Origin of the sequence: Vibrio sp. M260121 (assembly GCF_036533715.1) — a bacterium.
Classification (GTDB): domain Bacteria; phylum Pseudomonadota; class Gammaproteobacteria; order Enterobacterales; family Vibrionaceae; genus Vibrio.
The window spans coordinates 12,320-30,607 of record NZ_JATABF010000055.1 but is presented as its reverse complement, the minus strand read 5'-3'; the positions used below and the strand labels follow the sequence as shown (position 1 = coordinate 30,607).

Sequence of the window (18,288 nt, the reverse complement as noted above, 5' to 3'; positions counted from 1 at the left end):
AGTAATATCACTTTTAAAAAGGGAAGTAACAGAGTGAGTTGGTTTCTGAAAAAAAGTGAAATTGTCGCCATATTCCGTGAGTAAGGCGCATAGTTCCAGCAACAACACATAACAAACTGTTCAAGAGGGATTCGCAACGCGTGGCATTTTCATCATGCGTTGGTTTTAGTGTTTAAGGCGGTATGCGGCGACTTCGGTATTGCGTTGCTCACCCCTTAACAGGGCGTTAGGTTTTCTGGAGATAGTGAATTGAGCAGAGAAATATACGACATGGAACGACGTTGTGTTGATAGGCACAATGATTTAGCGGGTCACATTAATCGGATGAGTCAGCAGCAAGCTCGTATCATGACAAACGAAAATATAGCGGCGACAAAAGAAGTAGTTGCTCACGTATACGGAAAAGCTAACTCTTACAGCAATGTAATTATTGCTGCTGGTTATGTCGGTTTCTTTACTTTATGGTCAAGTCTAAAAAGTGATTTACCTCAATGGGCTATTTTAAGCTCAGGCGCACTTATACTGATATCACTGATGACATTTATAGGATTTGAACTATATAAAATGATCAGTGTTTCAGTACAAATGCACAGAGTCTCAAAACGGCTTCAAAAGCCCGACATGTCGTCTCTAAGTGAAATACAGCGTATTGAGCAAAAAAGCGCACTGATTAACGCTAGGGTCTGGGTTTTTACAGTTATTCCAACAGTTTTGTCGGGATTTGGAGCCGGTCTTATATTGTTATACTGCTTTCTGGTTGACTTTATAGCACCATATTTGCAACAAACCTAACAAACAATTTAAGAGTGATTCAGCACGCTTGGCATTTTCGGTTTGGGTTGAGTTCGGTGTTTACGGTGGTCAAATTGAGAGTCGTGGTTGCGTGCTTCACACCTTAATTGGGCGTTAGTCGCCAGAAAAAGCTAGCAATCAAAATCATGTTTCTGAGCTTAATATTTAGCAGCTGTTTACTTGGTACACCGATTAATCTTCGATCATCAGAACTTAGTTTTAGCTGTTTTAAGTCCAAAGTTTTGTAACTGTTCTAGCGGTTGTTTTGTTCTTTGGTGCTTACAGAGCAGGGCAATCGAGAGTCTGTTTTTGGTTGCAACTCTGCCCGGTGAGTTTGTTGGTTCAAAAGCACATCTACTCGCTGAAATGACGTTTTCTCTGGTGTGGTAAGTTCCACGTGGTTTCAGTGACTTTGTTGAAAGTCCGCACTGTGAGATTGGCTTTCCAAAGGCTCTTTTTGGTGTTGTAAGTCCGTTTTCTGCGGCGTTGTTTGTTCCAAGTGGTTTCATTGACTTACCGCTTTGAGACAACGCCTGACTTAAATGCATCAAAGCACATAAAGTTTGTTGTTCGCAAAGTTTATTTCGGCTTAAAATTGTCGCTCGGTGCCTCGCGACTAACAAACTGCTCAAGAGGGATTCGCAACGCGTGGCATTTTTACTATGCGTTGAATTTAGTGATTAAGGTGGTATGCGGTGACATCGGTATTGCGTTGCTCACCCCTTAGCAGGGCGTTAGGTTTACGAGTTAACATGGGAAGTTAAAGTGGATAAATCTGAGTTGATAAAGCGACTTGAGGAGTTAGGTGTAGGGCTAGAGCGTTTTACAGTCCAGTTAACCGACTACGTCCATACATGGTCTGAAGCCTATGATCTCATTGTTAGTGCGATTGCGCCTAATTTGGGCGGTGTGGCTATTTATCATATAGGTAGTACAGCGATCCCAGGCTCAACTGCAAAACCGATAATAGATATAGGTATCGCGTATAATGACAATTTAACTCTTAAGCAAAACATTCTAGCGCTCGAATCTCTAGGCTTTACTTGCAAAGGAGAGCAGGGTGTTGAAGGTCGTTGTTTCTTTACATATTACAGCGATAACGAACGTTTCGATTATATCCATGTTCATGCTTATAAGAAGGGTGACTCAAAGTTAAGAAGACATATTCAATTTAGAGATGCTCACATTCAAAACCGAGAGTTGCTAATCGAGTACAATGCCCTCAAACAGGGCTTAGTTGCAAATGGCGTCAGTAGGCAAGATTATCCTGAGGCTAAAGCAGCTTATATTCAAAGAATATTGTCACTTACATCGTAAAATCATAAACCTAACAAACTGTTCAAGAGGGATTCGCAACGCGTGGCATTTTCACTATGCGTTGGTTTAAGTGTTTAAGGTAGTTTGCGGCGGCTTTGGTATTGCGTTGCTCACCCCTTAACAGGGCGTTATGTTTAGTCACGTAAAATCAGTTGGTTGCATCTTTTCTTTGCTTTCTCAGCTTTCTAATTTTGGTCTTGTCGGCAAGTTACGTTTAGTGGTCGCTGTTTTCTGGACTCCAATTCGTGGGCGCTAAAAATTCAGAGAGTCGCCTCATTTAAGTTCAGTGCGTTTTTGAGTCGAATGACGCAAAGTTTGAGCTCCAGTTTTCCACGCTAAAACTCAATATCAGTAAATTCAAATTTATTAGTTAATTCAGTTTTTTAGCGTCTAGTTTTGGTTTTCAAAGATAAGTTGAGTTAAGCTTTGGTATCGCAAAACTTAACCCTTTGAGGCTTAAACATAACAAGGCGTTTAAGTGGGATTCATGCCGCATGGCATTTTTGGTATGCGGTGAGTTTTGGTGGTGAAAGTGGTGTGCGGAAACTTGGTTTATGCGGCACTCACCCCTTAACGCGGCGTTATAAGCACAGGAAGTTAAGATGAATAAAATCAATAAAAAAGCGATGGAATTGAACAAGGAATGCTTCTCCGTGCTCAATGATATATCGGAGTTTAAACCCCAGTTTTATCACATTTTTTGCTCAAAAAAGCTTCATGGTTTCGAGGTGAAACTGGGAAAACTTCGTAAACAGCTTTCTGAATTGGACTCTGAAATTGAACCCCATACAAATATGCCGGATGATTACAACTCAATTCAAAAATGCTCCGGTAAGCTTTCAGTAGCATTCAATACACGAAACATTGCGCTGACCACACTTGGTGAGGCACAGCGTTTGCTGTCATCTCATGAGGGCAGCGCACAATTCAAAGCTACGACCATAATTGCTTTGATTGCGGTATTAATATCAGTAGTTAGTGTCATGAAATAGTGTTTATAACAAACTGTTTAAGAGTGATTCGCAACGCGTGGCATTTTTACTATGCGTTAGTTTTAGTGGTTAAGGTGGTATGCAGCGGCATCGGTATTGCGTTGCTCACACCTTAACAGGGCGTTATGTGGTTGGAGAGAAATTATGAATCCATCAGCGGTTCTTGTTCATGTCCCAGATGTAGTGAAAGGACTTGAATGGTACAAGAAAGCTTTTCCAGAAGCCGTTCCGTTTTACCATCCTGACTTTGATTTCACGGTGCTTGATCTAAATGGCTTCTCACTAGAAATAGTCCAAGCAGACAAAAAAGTTGGTGCTGGTAAAAGTGGTACAGTTATTTACTGGTCAGTAGATAATTTATGTGTTGCTCTGGCTCATTTTGAAGAACTAGGTGCGTGTCTTTATCGTGGGCCAATGGAAATTGAAGATGGGCTTTCAATGTGCCAAGTTGAGGACCCATTTGGAAACTTAATAGGACTACGTGGGAAAACCACATAACAAATTGTTCAAGAGGGATTCGCAACGCGTGGCATTTTTACTATGCGTTGGTTTTAGTGATTAAGGTGATGTGCGGGAGCTTCAGTATTGCGTTGCTCACCCCTTAACAAGGCGTTATGGTTCATAAGGAAGCGTACAAATATGTTAGACAATTCTATAGATTTCACAGCCAAGCAGCTTGAGTACCACCAGAAGAAGACGAGAGGCTTTTTACGCTGGGTGTGGGGGTTAGCTATTGGGATATTAGTCGTCATCTTTATTTTTGCTACTTATACCAATCTCCAATTGCAGACTGTGGCAAGTGCCTTTGTCCAACTGACTGAGCGAGTAGGTTACTTAGTAGCTGACAAACCTAAAATGCCTGATTTCGTTAAATTGATTAATGAAAATTACTTTGGATATTGGGCTGTATCAGGGCTTTTGTTGGCAATTATGGCTTCACTGGGAATGTTAAAATACCACTCTAGTCGTACAGCATTTTTTGAAAGAGAATTACTTTTGCTTTACAAGTATCAAGGGCTTTTAGTCGCCAAAGAGTCTAGTGAAGAAGCAACGACTAAGATTATTGAACTTTATTTAAATCAAGCTAACTCTGATGAGCCGAAGGTCTCAATTAATCCTGTATTAGACTCAATATCACAAAGTACGGATAAGATACTGGAGCACTTGAAAAATAAACCATAACAAAGCGTTTAAGACGGATTCCCAACGCTTGGCATTTTCGGTTTGATTCAGCTTTAGTGTTTACGGCACAATGGTTTATGTCTGGTGGTAGCGTTGCTCACCACTTAACGCGGCGTTATGCTTCAATAGAGCGGAGGAATACTGTTTTGACAGTCAATAAATCAGTAAAATTAAGCTTGCTAGAGAATAGTCAATCTTTTCTAGTTGAGGCTGTCGATAAAGCCATTGGTGCGGAGGATGATGTACGTCATTGGCAGTTTGCAATTTTAAACTTAGTCCAATCACTGGAGCTAAGTCTTAAATTAGTTCTTAAGAATATCCATCCACTGTTTATTTATGAAAATATAGATAGCCCCAAAAACACGGTAAGTGTGACAAAAGCGATAGAGCGTCTATCAAACCCTGATATCGGGAACGTTCAATTTACCGATAAAGAAAAACAGGGAATGACTTCCGCAATCAAGCTCAGAAATAATATTACACACTCAGAATTTGAGTTGTCTGTGGATTATGCACAGGCGCAGTTCTTCAAAGTTTTCTCGTTAATTGCCACTGTCCAGCGTCGACACTTTGATATTCAAGTTGAAGAAATCCTATCTTCTGATGCTATTGAAAATCTAATAGTTATTGAAAAAACAAAAGAAATGCTAGTCTATAATGCCATTCAACGTATTGAGGACGAAGGGGTAGAAGAACATCTCGTTTGGGCTTGTCCTAACTGTTTGTCTGATACTTTTGTTGTGCTCGATGGCATTGATACATGTTATGTATGCACTTATTCCGAAACTGTCACAGATTGTCCGCACTGTGATGAATTGTTCTTCGAAAATGAACTGGAATCTATCGACCAATATTTTGATGTCGACTACTGTGAAGGGCGCGCATATGTATACAATGCGTATGGTTATGACAAGACAAATGCTTGTTCGGAGTGTGCCCAACGAATCGCGCAAGATATTCAAGAGCGGCGTGAGTATGAAGCGATGCAAGAGGAAGAGTATTATCACTGGCTAAGTGAAGCATAACAATCTGTTTAAGAGTGATTCGCAACGCCTGGCATTTTTGCTATGCCGTGGTTTTAGTGTTTAAGGTGGTATGCGGAAGCATCGGTATTGCGTTGCTCACACCTTAACAGGGCGTTATATCTTTGGAGAAATATGGAAACAATCACGATTACAAGTTGGGTCGACTTTGAGCGTCATTTAACTCGAAAGCATTATCGTAAATGGATATTTCGCGGACAATCTTGCTTTGATTGGGAGTTGGAGAGTTCATTGTCTAGGGCATTTATTGAAGCGGATAAAATACGTAATAACGGTAGACCTTCACGCTCCAGCATGTCAATCAATAAGCGCAATCATGAAAAGGTTATGATCGAGCGTTTTAAATCGCATGCACACCTTTATTTACAACACTTACCTCCCAATGATGACGAGCTTAGTTGGTTGTCAGTTATGCAGCATCATGGCGCACCGACAAGACTGTTAGATTTTTCTTTCTCTCCGTATATTGCTTTGTATTTTGCACTGGAATCTGGCGATGGTGATGCAGCGCTATATTGTGTAAACCATGATGCTTTAGCCAAGGAAGACGAAGAGTATTTTGGTCAGAAAAAAGCAATTGTTCATTCTAGGGTAATGGATGGTGAAGAATATAATGACGATGCTTGTTTGTATGCGTTTGAGCCATGCTTTTCTAACCAACGACTGCTTTCTCAACAAGGACTATTTGTCGCTGTAAATAACTTGGAATACACACATGAGGAGTCATTGGCAGGTTACAAATGTAAAGATGGAGACTTAGTTAAGTTTAAAATACCCGCTCGCCTGCGTTATTCAGGCATTCGCTTGCTGCACCGTATGAATATTACAACAGCCAATATATATCCTGGTCTTGACGGTTTTTGCCAAAGTCTTAAGAAACAGCCTGTACTAGGGTTGGATTGGCAGAAGCGTGTTGGGCAATAGATATAACAAACTGTTTAAGAGTGATTCACAACGCGTGGCATTTTTACTATGCGTTGGTTTTAGTGTTTAAGGTGGTATGCGGCAGCGTCGGTATTGCGTTGCTCACCCCTTAACAGGGCGTTATGTACCTAAGGAGTAACTGGAATTATGAGTGATTTTGTTCGTAAGGTTGGTGAAAACTGGAGTCAGATTGGTGCTGGCGCTAGTATAAAACGTCAATCAGCTGGTGCGACGAATCATGTTTTTCGTATCCAATCCTCAGAGACTTATTATCTTAGAAAATATAGTGTTCGCAATGTTGCTAAGATCAAGTTAGAACATGAGCTGCTGAGAAAGTTATCGCAAAATTTAAATACTATAATTGCCCCTGTTTTGACGCGCGATCACCACTCCTTTTGTAAAATAGGTGATGAGTTTTATGCTCTATTTCCTGAAGCAAAAGGAACGTTAATCGAAAAAAGTGCTCTGTCTGAGTTTCATGCTTTTCAGTTGGGAAAAGCCCTTGCTGACCTGCATGTTCAACTCGCTTCCGAGGTTGGAAACGACTTTCCAACAATTGAGCTTTCTTGGGATAAAAGTGCTTGGGTCGATAGACTACAAAAAATAGTCGCTGCTATTGAAACAAATAGTGAATTTGATATGAATAACTCGGTGCTACGAAGAGTAAAACAACAGCGTGATTATCTAGCTAGCTCAGAAGCTACGCACTCATATACCCCGTTAACAAGCAGGCAATTAATCCACGGCGACTTTCATCATTTCAATGTTTTTTTTGATTCTAATTGCACAGTAAGTGATGTGATCGACTGGGATTTAGTGCAAAACATGCCTCCTGGTTATGAGTTGGCGAGAGCATGCATGTATGTGTTCGATTTGGAGCTTCATAGGTCATTAGCTTTATTAAAAGGCTATCTGTCTGTCAAGCCTCTATCCCGATTAGAGCTTAACGATGGAGCAAAGGCCTGGGCTGTTTACGCCGACCACCATGTGTGGGCTTTGGAGGAAGTATTTTTAAAAAATAATACAGCGGCACAGAAGTTCATACCTCAAAGGGACTTTATCCCTTTTATGGAGCAGTGGTCCCAAATTGAAAGTGCCTTGTTTTGAGGCGGTACATAACAATCTGTTTAAGAGTGATTCGCAACGCGTGGCATTTTCACTATGCGTTGCGTTTGGTGTTTAAGGTGGTCTGCGGTGGCATCGGTGTTGCGTTGCTCACACCTTAACAGGGCGTTAGCATACTTTGATAGGAGTTTAGATGACTACGATAGTCGAACAAATTGTTAATCGTGAAATTGACTCGGTCATCGTGTACGAATCTGACCAAGTTATAGCTTTTGCAGACCATGACCCAATCAACTTTGGACATATTTTAATTTGTCCCAAGACTCAATACCGCACTTTCATCGACTTGCCCGAGTCTGTGTTTTTAGAGATCACCGACGTCGCAAGAGATTTATATAAGCGTATAGAAGCTAAGTTCAATCCCGATGGTATCGGCTTTATGCAAAACAACGGAGAGGCACCTCATTTCAACGAGCTCGACCATTACCATTTGCATATTTTCCCTCGGTTCCATGGCGACCAGTATGGTTGGATTAGTAGTGAACTTGGGATTCAAACTATGGATAAACTTAGAGAATCACTTAAAGATCTATGAGCGTTGAAAAAGTATGCTAACAAATTGTTCAAGAGTGATTCGGCACGCGTGGCATTTTTACTATGCGTTGGGTTTAGTGGTTAAGGTGGTATGCGGAAGCTTCGGTATTGCGTGCCTCACACCTTAACAAGGCGTTATACCGCAATCAATCATCTAACCTTTTCATGGCTTTACGGTAAACATCGCTACGTTCTCGTTTTCCGACTGCTAAGACGGTTACAATGATGACATCGTCTTCAACTTTGTAGACGAGACGGTAGCCCGATTGACGCAACTTAATTTTATACATGTTGTCAGTTCCAGAAAGTTTTGAAGCTGGAACATGTGGGTTATCTAAGCGCTCGATTAGCTTTTTCTTAAATTGTTGTTGCAGAGTAGAGCCAAGCTTTTTCCACTCTTTGAGTGCGCTCTTTTTAAAGTCGAGTTTATAGGTCATCAATATTTACCGAAATGCTCTCTTCAGATTCACGCTCTTTAGCGATAGCTAGTAGTTCAAGATCTTCGAGTCTGTCCATCATCATTTCGTACGCTTCGGCAGGTACGCAATAAAATGCTGGCTCATTTCGGTTTAATACAGCAACAGGTTCGCCATAAGCACTAGTTGCAACTTTCATTGGGTTAGCTTTCAACTCGGTAATGCTTGCAGCAACATCGGCTAAAATTCTAGTGGTCATATAATCGGTCTCTTAAGTGGTCTTTATGTTGGTCATTCTAGCCTCAACAAAGCGGTATAACAAGTTGCTTAAGAGTGATTCGCAACGCGTGGCATTTTTACTATGCGTCGGTTTATATGTTTAAGGTATTATGCGGAGGCTAAGGTATTGCGTTGCTCACACCTTAGCAAGGCGTTATGTGCTTTGGTGGAAATGAATATGGAAATCACAATCAGGCGTATCGAAACAGAAAGCCTTGAAGACAAAGGTATATTCGAGGCTTTGTTTAGAGAGTACCTATCTGGATTTACAGTTGAGCTAGATCTCTCAGTAATTGCGCAGTTATTTGCGTTGCCTTATTTCCACGGATTTATCAGTGTTGTCGATGATAAGCCTGCCGGTTTTGTGGTTTGCTTTGAATCGTTCTCAACTTATCGTGCGCAAAGAGTGATGAATATCCATGACTTTATGGTGTCGGGCAACTTTCGTGGTAAAGGTGTGGGCAAGGCGCAACTGAATGGTATCGAACGGTATTGTCGTGATAATGATTACCTCAAAATTACATTAGAGGTCGGTGATGATAATGTTGCAGCTAAAAAGCTCTATAACTCATTAGGCTACGAAGATTACAGAGTAGTTTTGAAAGGGCAGCAACATTGGCAAAAGTACCTCAATTAGCACGCACATAACAAACTGTTCAAGAGGGATTCGCAACGCGTGGCATTTTTACTATGCGTTGAATTTAGTGATTAAAGTGGTTTGCGGCGGCTGTTGTATTGCGTTGCTCACCCCTTAACAGGGCGTTATGTTACTGGCTTAGGAAAGAGAATATTATGGACCAGAAAGAGTTACAGGTTAGAAAAGAAATTCAAGAGTTGTCATTTCTGATATTTACAGAGCCAAATAATTACAAGCATTATTACGAGAGAGGAATTCTTTACGGCGGAGAGCATATTAAATCTATCGAATGTCGTGAATCTGATTACCATGGGGACTACTCTCAAGCGATTGAGGACTTTGATAAAGTAATCGAGTTGCAACCGAATTTTGCTAACGCTTATTATCATAAAGCTTGCATCTACTTTGACCTAGACATAGATGACGATGAGGCTGAGTCTCTTCTAGAAAAAGCGCTCGCACTGGAGCCAAATAATTCCGCTTATACTATAAAATATGCTGAGGTAATTACATATCATGGTGAGAATGGTGATATTGCCGCTGAGTTACTCGAAAAAGTACTTGTTCAAGATTATTCTGCAGATAATTGTATTTTGAGTGCAGGGTATTTACTTCAATATGCAAGTTATGACTTTCTTATCGGAAATGATGTTCAAGCACTTCAGACTTATCAAAAAGCCATGCAAAGGCTTCAACATGCAGTAGAAAAGGACAATGAGTACCTGGAGCATGCCACAAACATGTGGTCTGACTTTGCTGAAGGTTGTGGGTACGATCACGATAGTATCAAAAATGGCTCATCTCTATTATTACCTCAGATCAGTGTGTGGATGTAACATAACAAACTGTTTAAGAGTGATTCGCAACGCGTGGCATTTTCACTATGCGTTGCGTTTAGTGTTTAAGGTGGTATGCGGCGGCTTTGGTATTGCGTTGCTCACACCTTAACAGGGCGTTAGGCGTAGTAAAGAAATTCTTGGATTTAATCTATTCTTTCTCTTTGGCAATTTGAGGCAGTTTCTCGGCAATCTGGCTTTGTCTTCCCAAATTCTTGAATCACTCAACCCGTAAAACATGTCAAGGTTTGCGGGTTGCCTCATTGGTTTTTCGGGTCGGCTGGCTGTAATTTTCTTTGGCTCAAATCGTTTCAAATTATTCTGCTTTCGAAGCTGGTTACTAGCCGGGATTTCGCTCTGAAAATTAGTTTTTCCAAATTCCATTTTTACGTGCTGAAAAGCCAATTTCTTTGCTGCTTTGGTTGCAGTGGGTTTCAGAAACTAAGCCGCTTTAGCATTTGGGTTTTAATCAAATTCAGTGGGTTACGTTGATTTCTACTTTTCCAAAAGTTGGTTTTCTAAATTCAATTTCAACAAATTGCGTGAACCGCCTAACAAAGCATTTAAGAGTGACTCACAACGCTTGGCGATCTCAGTTTAAACTTGGGTTTAGTGTTTAAGGTGCAATGGTTTGGGTTAGGTGTTTAGCGTTGTTCGCACCTTAATGCGGCGTTATGTACTAGGAGGTAAATTTGAGTTTTATCAATATGTTAATTGAAGAGATTGAATCACAAGAACGTACCAAAGTTTGTTCAGTTTGTACGGGAAGTGGTTCTACTATTAGTTTTGCTCGAGCTCGTTTTATTGGCAAGTACGGTGATTGGGCAGATGATATTGATAGCAAATACTCTGACGTGAGGAGATCTTGGGAAGAAGCTGGTAAGCCGTCTTTTGCTGAGTTTGAGCAAACATGTTTGGATATCGGTTTAGGAAATGAAGAAGCCAAAGATACATATGAGCTTTTTCTAACTAAAGAGAGCAGAGAGAAGTGCCATAACTGCGAGGGTGGTCGTGAACTTACAGAACACGGTAGAGAAGTCGCAAAGCTAAAACAGCTCATCACGAATTTATAGTACGTACATAACAAAGCATTTAAGAGTGATTCGCAACGCTTGGCAGTTTCGCTTCGCTCAAGTATAGCCAAGCGCTGCTCACACCTTAATGCGGCGTTATGTTTACTTGTATTTCAAAGGCTTAAAGGTCTCTGGCTCTAGTTCTTTGTCCCTATAGCAATTCGTTTCGAGTAGACTCAGCAAATCCGTATTGTCGATCTAAGTTCTTGAGCCTCTCAGCCCGTAAAACATGCCAATGTTCGTGGGTTGCTTCATTGTCAGGTCGTGGCGGTCGGCTTCTTGTCTAACTGGCTTTAAGTCGCTTTTAGGTTCTTAACCAATTAGCATTTCGGCTTGGCAGTTGCCTCGGCAATTCAACATTGTTTTGCGCTTTGGTTGGAAAGATAGAGCGCTTGTTGTTTCTTAGACTGGTTGCCTCATTGGGCAGGGAAGTGGAATTACACTTTTTAGGTTGGTCGCCTTTGTCGGTCAAGTTGGTTTCAGCCTTGTGGTTCGCTTCAGAAAACTAGTTAGAAATAGCAGTTCTTTCTCAAGTAAATCATGTGTTTGTGGTAAAACATAACAAACAATTCAACAGTGATTCGCAACGCTTGGTGCTCTCACTTCGCGTTGAGTTTAGTGTTTACGGCGCAGTGTTTAAGTTCAGTGTATGCGCTGCTCACACGTTAATTGGGCGTTAGCTTTACCCGGAGGTACAATGGAATTACCAACATTTAAGTATCATCCAGATCCCATTAAAACGGGTGCTTTAGAAGTTACAGATGCAAATTGTGAATGTTGTGGTGTCAGTCGTGGCTACAGGGCAACTTCTACTATTTACTCTGAGCATGACATAGAAACTATTTGTCCCTGGTGTATTTCTGATGGCTCGGCGGCGAAGAAATTCGACGGAGAGTTTGCTGATCCACATCCATTGATGAAAGCTAGACTTGATAAGTCTGTGGTGAAGGAAGTTTGCGAGAGAACTCCAAGCTATATTTCATGGCAGCAAGAAGTGTGGCTATCGCACTGTGGCGATGCTTGTGAATTTCATGGAGATGCAGAGAAGTTTGATCTATTACAGGTAAAAGACGCTGAATTAGAGGTTTTACTAAACGATCAGCTAATAGGTATTAATGAGTGGCATCAAATAGTCACTTACTATGAAAAAGGTGGAAACCCAGCAATCTACAAGTTCAAGTGTAGATCATGTGGCATATTTACTTATTCGCTGGACTTTGCGTAAAGCTAACAAACTGTTTAAGAGTGATTCGCAACGCGTGGCATTTTTACTATGCGTTGGTTTAAGTGTTTAAGGTGGTATGCGGTGGCTTTGGTATTGCGTTGCTCACACCTTAACAGGGCGTTATGCATTTTCTTAGTTTGTCGTTACGGAGGTAAAATGGCACAAGGTATAATTTCAGACAATTGGTCTCTTCAAGATATATCCAGCTTATTTGTTTATGGCATGGAAAATACCTCGGCACACGAAATAACAGTAGAAAATGGTGAGCACCATTTTAAAGATGTTAGTTACCCTTCAATTCAGACAGAGGCTCTATTTGATTTCTTAACGGATTTGGTTTTAAGGGATGAGATCTTAGTTGAAGAGAAATTTGAACATGCTTGGGTTGAGGCTAATAGTCCCATACTAGCAGCGAAAGAGTTAGGAGTAGTGAGGAGTTATCCATTCCTAGAAGAGCCTTATAAGTTAGTTGAGCCGCGTAATCGTATAATCGAGCATATGAGTTCAACTGAATCCCTAAAACTAGCTCATCAAGAGAATGTATTGAGTTGGAAAGAAACGAAAAGGGCTCAGAGTCCACTTCTTTCAGCTACCATGTGGGGTGGTGCAGGTATGTGTGCTCGTAGCTTTGTTTACGAGCGTAGTTACACTCCTCACCCTCTTAGAAAACGTTTTTTTGTCAATTCTGGTTTTATGCTTCCCGCAGGTGATGCTTTGCATCAACTTACCTCATTTCTGAATGACGAGCAGATGAGGGTATCTAAAAAAGTCTATGGAACGGACGCTTTGTATTCTCTATTTGTAAATATGCCAGCAATCCCAGTCAGAGTTATTCAGGAAGCTTCCTCACCTAGCGAGCTTATCCATGTCGCTCTCCAAATGAGAGAGGACTTTTCGCAGTTGAGGGATTGGCTAAAGTTATTTCAAAATGCACTTTCTGAAGACAATGTTAAGGACATTGCTAATTATCGTAGACAGTTAGATTCAATATCTGAATATGTAAATTCTAAAATAGGAATGGGATCCATTCATAAGCCTGTAACGATGGAAGCTGGCGTGGGTATTTTTAAAATGGTCACACAAGCTAACCCGATTAATACTCTTAAAAATCAATTTGGTATAAGAGCAACTTTGAACAGTTTGATTTTTGGGTCCAACGGCAAGCAAGAGATTAAAAAGTTCATCAACATGTTTGAGCAGAGAGGCACCGTGGTTGGGTACGATATAGAACAGCACTTCACAAAAAATGCATAACAAAGCATTTAAGAGTGATTCGCAACGCTTGGCGTTTTTCATTCCATCGTTGGGTTTCGTGTTTACGGTGGTATGGTTTAGTTTCGTTGAAGCGTTGCTCACACCTTAATGCGGCGTTATACGCAAGGAGAGATATGTGGTAAAAATTCGTGAAATGGACATTGCGGACTATGATGACGTGATCAAGCTTTGGGGACAAACTGAGGGTATGAGCCTTCGAGATGCAGACTCTAAAGAAAGCATCAATAACTACCTAATTCGTAATCCAAATTTAAGTTTCGTCGCAGTGTCAGCCAACGAAATTGTCGGCGCGGTACTAGTCGGCACTGACGGTCGTCGCGGTTATCTGCAACACCTAGCCGTATCTTCGAATTTTCGTGGTAAGAATTTAGGACGTGAATTGGTCAGCCAAGCTATCAGTGCGTTAGCGAATGTTGGGGTTCCAAAAACTCATTTGTTTGTGTACAACGAAAATGTAAACGCCCAGCAGTTTTACGAAAAGCTTGGTTGGTTCCCGAGGGACGAAGTTCGAATGTACTCATATAATAGTTCTAGTAACAATAACGTTTAGCGCACGGCGTATAACAAAGCGTTTAAGACGGATTCACAACGCTCGGCAATTTGGGTTTGCTTCAGCTTAAGTGTTTACGGCACAATGGTTTAGGTCTGGTGGTCTGCGTTGCTCACCACTTAACGCGGCGTTATGTAGCTATAGGAAATTACAAAAGTATCATGAGTAAAGAAAAACTATGTAAACATTGTAATAAGCCAGTTGAAGTTAATTCTGATTATTATGACCTTTTTGAAGGAATGCATTGGCTTTGCTTTCATTTAGTATTTGAACACGAAGGCGATCCAGATAAAGAATGTAACGATCCTAGTTGCCCTTGGTTTCATATCGGGGCTTTGAGTTCAAAGTTGGAGAAACTGGGCCTTGAAGCTGAACAAGTAATTGCTGATGCAGTAAAAGAAAGGTGGAAATGTTAAAACGCTACATAACAAACTGTTTAAGCAGATTCGGCACGCGTGGCATTTTTGGCTTGCGGTTAGTTTTGTGATTACGGAGTAATGCAGAGGCTTTTGTATAGCGTGCCTCACTACTTAACAGGGCGTTATGTTCCTCCAACAATTAGACGCTAGTGGATATGGCAGATTGGATTTATAACGTGGGATAATTGAGAGATGGCTTATGGCTTCATTGCAAGGAATATTAAACTTGGATGTTTCTTATCCAGGTATTCACATTAAAGTTGAGCTGATAGTACTTAAAGAATACCTGACACACATGGAGTCTGGTGTTGCTGCATCTTGCAGTAGTTACGTTACATCGGAGGAAAAGAGCTTCAGTGGTCTTGAGCACGATGAATACTCTCATGTTTACCGAATTGCCGAAGACGAGATCCCGCGTATTATTCGCATGCCAATGTTGGTTAGTATCTATACGTTATTTGAGAATTCAGTAACACAGCTACTTGAGTATACAAGGAAAAAAGAAGAAAAAACGCCAAAATTGAGAGATGTTACAGCTAAATCATTGCCTTCAAAGTGCAATAAATATATTGAGCATGTTTTGGGCTTCGACTTCGCATTTGATCAAAAGACTATGAATGCGCTATCAGAAATTACGAAACTAAGAAATTGCGTTGCTCATGCTAATGGAAACTTAAGCTCCCTTGAGGCAAGCAAAGCTAGTGCAATTAAGAAAATAGCAGCGAAAGAGAAATTAATTTTCATCACATCGGATCAACTAGACATATCATATGAATACCTGCGGAAAAGTTTGGGTATGGTCGAGTCCTCTTTAAGAGAGTTAATGGAATACATCGAAGAGAAGTATGGTTTTTATTAGGAACATAACAATAAATTTAAGCAGATTCGCAACGCTTGGCATTTTCGGTTTGAATCAGATTTAGTGTTTACGGCACAATACTTTAGGTAGGTGGCAGCGTGGCTCACTACTTAATTTGGCGTTATGTTTACATGGAAATCAAGGGCTTAAATGTCTTAGGCTCTAGTTCTTTGTCCCTCTGGCAATTTGTTCCGAGTAGACTCAGCAAATCCGCATTATCGGCCTAAGTTCTTGAATCATTCAGGCCGTAAAACATGCCAATGTTCGTGGGTTGCTTCATTGGCAGGTCGTGGCGGTCGGCTTCTTGTTTAGCTGGCTCAAAGGCGCTTTTAGGTTCTTAGCCAATTAGCATTTCAGCTTGGCAGTTGTCTCGGCAATTCAGCATTGTTTTGCGCTTTAACTGGAAAGATAGGGCGCTTGTTGTTATTTGGTCGGGTTGCCTCATTGGGCGGGGAAGTGGAATTACTCGTCTCTGGTTGGTTGCCTTTGGTGGCCAAGTTGGTTCTTGCCTTGTGGCTTGCTTCAGAAATAGCAGCTCTTTCTCAATTAAATCATGTGTTTGTGGTAAAACATAACAAGCAATTTAAGAGGGATTCACAACGCTCGGCATTTTTGCTTCTACTTCAAATTTAGTGTTTATGGCACAATGTTTTAGGTTGGGTGGAGGCGTTGTTCACCCCTTAATTGGGCGTTAGTACGGGTTTGGCATCAAAGGTCATAAGTTTTGGTGTTTATCTGTTTTGGCGTTCGCATTTACACCTTTCAGTTTGTACCTCTCACGTTCTTTCCGGTGGCACTATATGCGGAGTGTTCGCTTTGATTTCACCGTTTACGGTTTCTAACTCTTAGCCTATTTGTTTGGCGCTTCTTCTCTTTCGTGGTTTTTACTAAGTCAGAATTGCCTTTCTTTGGCGTTGCCGTCGAAGTGCGAGGATCGAATCCTTTTCTAATTTGAAGCCAGTAAAAGTGGGGGAGTTCAGTGCGTTTTTCTTCTAGCCAACTTCCGTCTCTCAATGACGGTAAAGTTTTGTAGCTGCCCGTCTCACTTCAGTGTTCAAAGCCTTTCATATCATGCCACTTTTCAATATCTTGGAGTCCATAAATAGAAGTAGCGCATGTACTAACAAATTGCTTAAGAGTGATTCGTAACGCGTGGCATTTTTACTTTGCGGTGGCTTATGTGATTAAGGCGTCGTGCGGTAGCTTTTGTATTGCGTTACTCACACCTTAGCAAGGCGTTATAAGCCACAATGGAGATTTACCATGACAGATACAACAAAATCATTGGGCTTGTCTAAGGAAATTAGTCAGGGCTTAGAGGGTTTAACTACTGGTTCAGAAGATAGACTACTGTTTCCTGGACTTTTTTATTCTTTGGTCATTGAGCACCATAGAAGTGTTATTGTTTTATGTGAACGACAGCTATATAGCTCAGCCGCTAGCTTAGTCCGCTGTATATTTGAGGCTTATGTTAAAGGGTTATGGTTCTCAGAGTTTGCTAGTGAGGAAGACTTTGCCAAGTTAAGGAATGACACGTTCAACAAGAATTTTTATAAATTAGTCGATGCAATAGAAAAGAAACATAACAATGGGCTAAAGCTAGCAAAAGAACGTTATTGGCCAAACTTAAATAGCTTCACTCACTCAGGTACTGCTCAACTATCAAGAAGAGTGAAAGGCGATGAAATCATTAGCAACTTTGATGACGAACTGATATCGCAAATACTAATGTTCTCAAACACGTACGCCATCCTCGCCTTTGGAAAAATTGTAGAAATGTCTGATGATGACTCTGCTTATAAAGTGTTCTCCGCTATTGTAGCAAAGTACAGTGAGTTTCACCCTTCAGCTAACTGTGTTCAAAGTGGCTTATAACAAAGCATTTAAGAGTGATTCCCAACGCTTGGCATTTTTCATTCCATCGTTGGGTTTTGTGTTTACGGTGGTATGGTTAGGTTTCGTGGTTGCGTTGCTCACACCTTAATGCGGCGTTAGTTGAATAGGGAAAATCCGTGAATATTTTTGAAGCATTTCTTAATGTGCTTGCGCAAGTCTGGTATCTAGTGCCTTTATTGCTCATTGTTAGCGTTTTCAAAAGTAGGTGGCTAAAAGGTGTATTCGGTGAGTTTCTCGTGAACCGTCTTTTGTCCAAATTACCAGAGTCTGATTACACATTAATAAAAGACGTAACGTTGCCGACTAACGATGGTACAACTCAAGTCGACCATATTGTGGTTTCTAGATATGGCATCTTCGTCGTTGAAACTAAGAATATGAAAGGTTGGGTATTTGGTTCAGCTCGCCAGAAACAGTGGACACAAAAGATTTACCGTCATTCCTCTAAATTTCAGAACCCACTGCATCAGAATTACAAGCACATAAAAGCTCTGGAAACCTTGCTAGGTTGCAGTGAAGAACACTTGCATTCAGTTATTGTTTTCATCGGCGACAGTACCTTTAAAACCGAAATGCCTCCAAACGTTACCTACGCTCGAGGAAGTATTCGATACATTCAGCAATTTAACGATGTAGTGTTCTCTGACAAGGATTATGCTCGGTTAACAGAGTCTATAAACCGGCTAAAGTTAAAGCGCGGAGTCATTACGGATTTAAAGCATCGTAAACATATCAAAGAAGTTGTTGCATCCAAAGTTAGCTCAAATGCGTGCCCTCGTTGCGGCTCTGAAATGGTGTTGCGTGAAACCAAGCGTGGTGAAAATATAGGCAAACAGTTTTGGGGGTGTTCAACCTTTCCCAAGTGTAGGGCTGTGAAACAATTCAACTAACAAACTGTTTAAGAGTGATTCGCA

23 protein-coding genes are annotated in these 18,288 nt (G+C 41.0%); 20 read left to right on the top strand and 3 right to left on the bottom strand.

The window, feature by feature from the left end; all coding sequences use genetic code 11:
* Positions 1-270: 270 nt before the first annotated feature.
* Positions 271-792, top strand: a complete 522-nt coding sequence (locus tag QTO06_RS22665) for a hypothetical protein (protein ID WP_053050589.1) — start codon at positions 271-273, stop codon at positions 790-792.
* 206 nt (positions 793-998) lie between these two features.
* Here the strand turns inward: QTO06_RS22665 and QTO06_RS22660 are convergent, their stop codons facing one another.
* Positions 999-1,301 (bottom strand): hypothetical protein, encoded by a 303-nt coding sequence (locus QTO06_RS22660; RefSeq protein WP_331409924.1) that lies wholly within the window; start codon positions 1,299-1,301, stop codon positions 999-1,001.
* A 256-nt stretch (positions 1,302-1,557) separates the two neighbouring features.
* Between QTO06_RS22660 and QTO06_RS22655 the strand changes: the two genes are divergently transcribed.
* The 8 genes from QTO06_RS22655 to QTO06_RS22615 all read left to right on the top strand — a co-directional run bounded on the left by QTO06_RS22655 (position 1,558) and on the right by QTO06_RS22615 (position 7,910).
* Entirely contained in the window at positions 1,558-2,109 is a 552-nt protein-coding gene (locus QTO06_RS22655) for a GrpB family protein (protein WP_331409923.1), read from the top strand.
* A 602-nt stretch (positions 2,110-2,711) separates the two neighbouring features.
* On the top strand, positions 2,712-3,101 hold the full coding sequence (locus QTO06_RS22645) for a hypothetical protein (protein WP_017092091.1): 390 nt from the start codon (positions 2,712-2,714) through the stop codon (positions 3,099-3,101).
* Between the two features lie 144 nt (positions 3,102-3,245).
* The gene (locus tag QTO06_RS22640; RefSeq protein WP_075111209.1) at positions 3,246-3,599 is read left to right on the top strand and encodes a glyoxalase/bleomycin resistance/dioxygenase family protein; all 354 of its coding nucleotides are present in this window, start codon (positions 3,246-3,248) and stop codon (positions 3,597-3,599) included.
* 141 nt (positions 3,600-3,740) lie between these two features.
* Complete coding sequence (locus QTO06_RS22635; protein ID WP_123768058.1) at positions 3,741-4,283, top strand: hypothetical protein; 543 nt, start codon at positions 3,741-3,743, stop codon at positions 4,281-4,283.
* A gap of 146 nt (positions 4,284-4,429) precedes the next feature.
* Entirely contained in the window at positions 4,430-5,308 is an 879-nt protein-coding gene (locus QTO06_RS22630; protein ID WP_331409919.1) for a hypothetical protein, read from the top strand.
* Between the two features lie 132 nt (positions 5,309-5,440).
* Positions 5,441-6,250: an FRG domain-containing protein gene (locus QTO06_RS22625; protein ID WP_021823186.1), complete on the top strand. Its 810-nt coding sequence runs from the start codon at positions 5,441-5,443 to the stop codon at positions 6,248-6,250.
* A gap of 147 nt (positions 6,251-6,397) precedes the next feature.
* Positions 6,398-7,357, top strand: a complete 960-nt coding sequence (locus tag QTO06_RS22620) for a phosphotransferase (RefSeq protein ID WP_331409917.1) — start codon at positions 6,398-6,400, stop codon at positions 7,355-7,357.
* Positions 7,358-7,508: 151 nt separating this feature from the next.
* Complete coding sequence (locus QTO06_RS22615) at positions 7,509-7,910, top strand: HIT family protein (RefSeq protein WP_005433790.1); 402 nt, start codon at positions 7,509-7,511, stop codon at positions 7,908-7,910.
* Positions 7,911-8,055: 145 nt separating this feature from the next.
* On the opposite strand, the gene QTO06_RS22610 is transcribed toward QTO06_RS22615, so the two are convergent.
* Both QTO06_RS22610 and QTO06_RS22605 read right to left on the bottom strand, forming a co-directional pair.
* Positions 8,056-8,346: a type II toxin-antitoxin system RelE family toxin gene (locus QTO06_RS22610; RefSeq protein WP_148539220.1), complete on the bottom strand. Its 291-nt coding sequence runs from the start codon at positions 8,344-8,346 to the stop codon at positions 8,056-8,058.
* Complete coding sequence (locus QTO06_RS22605) at positions 8,336-8,584, bottom strand: type II toxin-antitoxin system Phd/YefM family antitoxin (RefSeq protein ID WP_005377003.1); 249 nt, start codon at positions 8,582-8,584, stop codon at positions 8,336-8,338. The genes QTO06_RS22610 and QTO06_RS22605 overlap by 11 nt, the downstream gene beginning before the upstream one ends.
* A gap of 198 nt (positions 8,585-8,782) precedes the next feature.
* Between QTO06_RS22605 and QTO06_RS22600 the strand changes: the two genes are divergently transcribed.
* The 11 genes from QTO06_RS22600 to QTO06_RS22550 all read left to right on the top strand — a co-directional run bounded on the left by QTO06_RS22600 (position 8,783) and on the right by QTO06_RS22550 (position 18,264).
* Positions 8,783-9,241, top strand: a complete 459-nt coding sequence (locus QTO06_RS22600) for a GNAT family N-acetyltransferase (protein WP_331409915.1) — start codon at positions 8,783-8,785, stop codon at positions 9,239-9,241.
* Positions 9,242-9,396: 155 nt separating this feature from the next.
* Positions 9,397-10,077, top strand: a complete 681-nt coding sequence (locus tag QTO06_RS22595) for a tetratricopeptide repeat protein (RefSeq protein WP_331409914.1) — start codon at positions 9,397-9,399, stop codon at positions 10,075-10,077.
* Positions 10,078-10,769: 692 nt separating this feature from the next.
* Entirely contained in the window at positions 10,770-11,150 is a 381-nt protein-coding gene (locus QTO06_RS22590) for a hypothetical protein (RefSeq protein ID WP_331409913.1), read from the top strand.
* Positions 11,151-11,847: 697 nt separating this feature from the next.
* Positions 11,848-12,375 carry a CbrC family protein gene (locus tag QTO06_RS22585; protein ID WP_331409912.1) on the top strand — a complete coding sequence of 176 codons (528 nt, stop codon included), beginning with the start codon at positions 11,848-11,850 and terminating at the stop codon, positions 12,373-12,375.
* A gap of 156 nt (positions 12,376-12,531) precedes the next feature.
* Positions 12,532-13,629, top strand: coding sequence for a hypothetical protein (locus QTO06_RS22580; protein ID WP_331409911.1), 1,098 nt, complete (start codon positions 12,532-12,534; stop codon positions 13,627-13,629).
* A 136-nt stretch (positions 13,630-13,765) separates the two neighbouring features.
* On the top strand, positions 13,766-14,200 hold the full coding sequence (locus tag QTO06_RS22575; RefSeq protein ID WP_069504200.1) for a GNAT family N-acetyltransferase: 435 nt from the start codon (positions 13,766-13,768) through the stop codon (positions 14,198-14,200).
* 161 nt (positions 14,201-14,361) lie between these two features.
* Positions 14,362-14,616 (top strand): hypothetical protein, encoded by a 255-nt coding sequence (locus QTO06_RS22570; RefSeq protein ID WP_331409909.1) that lies wholly within the window; start codon positions 14,362-14,364, stop codon positions 14,614-14,616.
* Between the two features lie 202 nt (positions 14,617-14,818).
* The gene (locus QTO06_RS22565; RefSeq protein WP_331409907.1) at positions 14,819-15,478 is read left to right on the top strand and encodes a hypothetical protein; all 660 of its coding nucleotides are present in this window, start codon (positions 14,819-14,821) and stop codon (positions 15,476-15,478) included.
* Positions 15,479-15,934: 456 nt separating this feature from the next.
* Positions 15,935-16,111 (top strand): hypothetical protein, encoded by a 177-nt coding sequence (locus QTO06_RS22560; protein ID WP_331409906.1) that lies wholly within the window; start codon positions 15,935-15,937, stop codon positions 16,109-16,111.
* A gap of 630 nt (positions 16,112-16,741) precedes the next feature.
* Positions 16,742-17,353, top strand: coding sequence for a DUF6988 family protein (locus QTO06_RS22555; protein ID WP_331409904.1), 612 nt, complete (start codon positions 16,742-16,744; stop codon positions 17,351-17,353).
* Between the two features lie 137 nt (positions 17,354-17,490).
* Entirely contained in the window at positions 17,491-18,264 is a 774-nt protein-coding gene (locus QTO06_RS22550) for a nuclease-related domain-containing protein (RefSeq protein WP_331409902.1), read from the top strand.
* Positions 18,265-18,288 lie beyond the last annotated feature (24 nt).